The sequence below is a fragment of the Klebsiella sp. Ech2A genome (genome assembly GCF_030078455.1).
Lineage (GTDB): Bacteria > Pseudomonadota > Gammaproteobacteria > Enterobacterales > Enterobacteriaceae > Klebsiella > Klebsiella terrigena.
In genome coordinates, this window is record NZ_JAQGFU010000297.1 from 1 (window position 1) to 3,798 (window position 3,798).

A 3,798-nucleotide genomic window follows, 5' to 3' on the forward strand; every position below is an offset into this window, starting at 1 on the left:
GTATTGACCCTTTGGGTGAGCGAGAGCTGGCACGGCATCGGCCCGGCCTGGACGGGGCTGGCGGCGGCGGTGATTACGCTGCTGCCGCGGGTGGGGTTTATCAGCGGGGAAGAGTTCTCCACCGGGGTGAATATTCGCACCTGTATTTACGTCGCCGGGATCCTCGGGCTGGCGATTACCGTCACGCAGACCGGGATTGGCGGCGTGGTCGGCAACGCTTTGCTGCACGTTATGCCGCTCGATAAAGAGAGTCCTTTTACCAGCTTCCTTGCCCTCACCGGGATCACCAGCGCCCTCAACTTTATTATGACCGCCAACGGCGTACCCGCGCTGTACACCACCTTTGCGCAGAGCTTTGCCGACGCCACCGGCTTCCCGCTGCTGAGCGTGATTATGATTCAGGTCCTGGGCTATTCGACGCCGCTGCTGCCGTATCAGGCATCGCCTATCGTGGTGGCGATGGCGCTGGGCAAAGTCCCGGCGCGGTCGGGGATGCTGCTGTGTATTGCGCTGGCGGCGGTCAGCTATCTGCTGCTGCTGCCGCTGAACTACGGGTGGTATCAGCTGCTGGGGAAACTATAAAAAAACCCGGCTAGCGCTACGCTAAGCCGGGCTGCGGATCCATCTCGCCGGGTGACCGGCGTATTGAATTACGCTTTTTTCGCTGCTTCTGCTGCTTTAACGATGACCGCGAAAGCGTCTGCTTTCAGCGATGCGCCGCCAACCAGCGCGCCGTCGATGTCCGGCTGGGTGAACAGCTCTGCGGCGTTAGATGCGTTAACGGAACCGCCGTACTGAATGATGACCTGCTCGGCCACTTTGGCGTCCGCTTTAGCAATGTGGTCACGGATAAATTTGTGCACGGCCTGAGCCTGAGCCGGAGTAGCGGATTTGCCGGTACCGATCGCCCATACTGGCTCATAAGCGATAACCACGCCTTCGAATGCCGCTGCGCCCTGAGTTTTCAGCACGGCGTCGATCTGACGTGCGCAAACTTCTTCCGTTTTGCCCGCTTCGTTTTCCGCTTCGGTTTCCCCGATGCACAGAACCGGGATCAGACCCTGCTCTTTCAGCACGGCGAATTTCTTCGCGATAAATTCGTCAGACTCTTTGTGGTAAGTACGACGCTCAGAGTGGCCGATGATGATGTATTCAGCGCCGACATCTTTCAGCATCTGGGCAGAGGTTTCACCGGTGAATGCGCCGGACTGGTTCAGGTCAACGTTCTGCGCGCCCAGGTGAATATGGCTGCCTTCTGCCGCATGCTTAGCCAGATCGATATACATTTCCGGCGGAGCGATAGCAACAGCACAGCCGGTCACGCCGGCCAGCTCGGTACGCAGGTTAGCCACCAGCTCATTTACCATGTGGCGGCTGCCGTTCAGTTTCCAGTTACCCATCACTAAAGGATGTCGCATTTTAATTCTCCACGCTATAAGCGAATTAAGGAATATAGCCGCCCCTGGGGGCAGCATGGTCTGTCAAACAGTATAGAGTTTCGTCGTTGGAAAGGCTTTGCTTTTTGTCATTTATTATTGCTCTCCAGCGTTTCAGATAGCGCTAGCTTAATCGGTTCAACAGCGAAGGTAAGCCCCTTTTCGCCGTTGTCTGCTACCACATAGCGGATGGCGCCTTCGGTTTCGGCGAAGTAGCGTTTTCCTTTGCCCGTGGCGAGCAGTTTTTGCAGCTTTTGCCCGCTTTGCGCCGGGCTTAATGTCGGGACGAAGGCGCGCAGAACGGCGCTCATATACTCCTGCGCTTTCGCCTTTGCCGCCTTCTGCTCCGGCCCCTGAACGGGGAGCCAGGTCACCTGCATCGATTTGATTTTGAGCGTGCCGCGCTCGAGGGCGGTGGAGGCGTACAGGTTTTCGTTAATCTTGCTTGCCGCCCGGGTCAGGTTAGCCCGGTCGCGGCTGGAGCTAATTGCGTGAAATTCGTTGAGCTGCAGTTTGGGGTTATCGGCGTTGAATTTCTCGCGAAACTCGCTGATAGAGATATCAAATACCGGCGCGCCGGAGAGCAAATAGGGGGCTGCGGAGGAGGCTTCTGGCTCGGCGGACAGCGCCTTATGGCCGACAGATAACGCTGTCAGCCCAATCAAACATAAGGTTGCCCACTTCTTCATACCCGTCCTTCCTTTTTTTGCCTGCTGACGATTAAAACGGGAACCGTCGCGCTTGTCAAAAAGTCACCGCTCCAGGGTAAACTACGCCAATGATGATGATAAGGAATAAAACATGACCCTACAGCAGTGGATGTTCTCAATTAAAGGGCGTATTGGACGTCGGGATTTCTGGATTTGGATCGTTATCTGGGTATTGACCATGAGCGCGCTGTTCACCCTTGCCGGGTCAAATTTGCTGAATCTACAGACCGCGGCCTTTATGCTGGTGTGCCTGCTCTGGCCAACGGCGGCGGTGACCATCAAACGGCTGCACGATCGCGGCAGGTCGGGTCTCTGGGCGCTGCTGATGGTTCTGGCGTGGATGCTGCTGGCCGGGAACTGGGCGGTGCTGCCGGGGGCCTGGCAGTGGGTTGTCGGCCGCTTTGTGCCGACGCTGATTATGGTGATGATGCTGATCGACCTGGGAGCGTTCGTCGGTACCCAGGGCGAAAATAAATTTGGTAAAGAGACGCAGGACGTTCGCTGGAAGGCGGAGTCCTGATCACCAGTAGTGTTCGGCCGTCATATGGCCCGGCCGGCGGCGCAGATGCTTGCTCATCTGCCGGGTGTCCTTCAGCAGCTGCTGGGTATCCCGCACCATCTGCGGGTTGCCGCAGAGCATCACGTGGCTATTGTCAGCGTTCATCGCCAGGCCAACCGCCTCTTCCAGAGCGCCGGTTTCGATCAGGAACGGAATACGCCCCGTTAGCATGCCCGGAACGGTTTCCCGACTGACCACCGACTGGATGCGCAGCTTGCCCTTATATTTTTCCTCCAGCGCCTGCATTTGCGGCAGATAGCTAAGATCGGCGGCATAGCGCGCGGCGTGGACCAGCACCAGGTTGTTAAAGCGCTCGAGGTCCTTACCTTCTTCGAGAATCGACAGGTAGGGGCCAATGGCGGTGCCGGTGGCCAGCATCCACAGGGTGTCGCAATCTGGAACCTCTTCCAGCACAAAGAAGCCGGCGGCTTCGCTGACGATCTGCACGTCATCGCCCGGCTTCAGCGCCGCCAGCCGCGGGCTGAGTTTACCCTCCGGAACCGTCACCAGGTAGAATTCAAGATCGGGATTGCTCGGGGCGTTAACGTAGGAGTAGGCGCGCTGGACGCGCTCGCCGTCAACGTCGAGGCCCAGTTTGGCAAACTGCCCGGCGGTAAACGGATGAACAGGGGCCCGCACATGTAAACTAAACAGCGCGTCGGTCCAGAATTCCACTTTTGTTACTTTGCCGCTAACCCAGTCCGCCATGATCTTCTCCCGTTGCGAAGCGTTGCCTTATCTTCGTTGCAGACGACAAAGATTTCCAGCCCAACGGGGCCGGAAAGCTCTATTGATCAAATATTAGCGCCTGCTTGAACCCGTCCGCCGGACGGCTTACAGGATGTGCCGCTGGATATCCGGATCTTTGCGATCGAGATAGTGAATGGACTGGATGCGGCGGATGGTGCGCGATTTGCCGCGGATCAGCAGCGTCTCGGTGGTGGCCATATTGCCCTTGCGGGTGATGCCGTCCAGCAGGTCGCCTTTGGTGATCCCGGTGGCGGCAAAGACCACGTTATCGCTGCGCGCCATCTCGTCGAGGCGCAGCACGATGCCGGCCTCAATGCCCATCTCCTTGCAGCGGGCCAGCCGG

The 3,798-nt window shown here is 58.0% G+C and carries 6 protein-coding genes; 2 read left to right on the forward strand and 4 right to left on the reverse strand.

The features are described from left to right. A partial coding sequence (locus tag PFH44_RS25735) for an SLC13 family permease (protein ID WP_283826586.1) occupies positions 1-582 on the forward strand: 582 nt, incomplete at its 5' end. 68 nt (positions 583-650) lie between these two features. On the opposite strand, the gene tpiA is transcribed toward PFH44_RS25735, so the two are convergent. Further along, positions 651-1,418, reverse strand: coding sequence for a triose-phosphate isomerase (tpiA, locus tag PFH44_RS25740; protein WP_041143242.1), 768 nt, complete (start codon positions 1,416-1,418; stop codon positions 651-653). Between the two features lie 107 nt (positions 1,419-1,525). After that, positions 1,526-2,125, reverse strand: coding sequence for a DUF1454 family protein (locus tag PFH44_RS25745; protein WP_283826587.1), 600 nt, complete (start codon positions 2,123-2,125; stop codon positions 1,526-1,528). A gap of 112 nt (positions 2,126-2,237) precedes the next feature. Here PFH44_RS25745 and PFH44_RS25750 point away from each other — a divergent pair, with 112 nt between their 5' ends. After that, on the forward strand, positions 2,238-2,666 hold the full coding sequence (locus tag PFH44_RS25750) for a DUF805 domain-containing protein (protein ID WP_041143240.1): 429 nt from the start codon (positions 2,238-2,240) through the stop codon (positions 2,664-2,666). On the opposite strand, the gene fpr is transcribed toward PFH44_RS25750, so the two are convergent. Then, positions 2,667-3,413, reverse strand: coding sequence for a ferredoxin--NADP(+) reductase (gene fpr / locus PFH44_RS25755; RefSeq protein WP_283826588.1), 747 nt, complete (start codon positions 3,411-3,413; stop codon positions 2,667-2,669). It lies immediately after the preceding gene. A gap of 126 nt (positions 3,414-3,539) precedes the next feature. Next, positions 3,540-3,798 (reverse strand): fructose-bisphosphatase class II (locus tag PFH44_RS25760; RefSeq protein WP_283826589.1); only part of this gene is annotated, 259 nt, incomplete at its 5' end.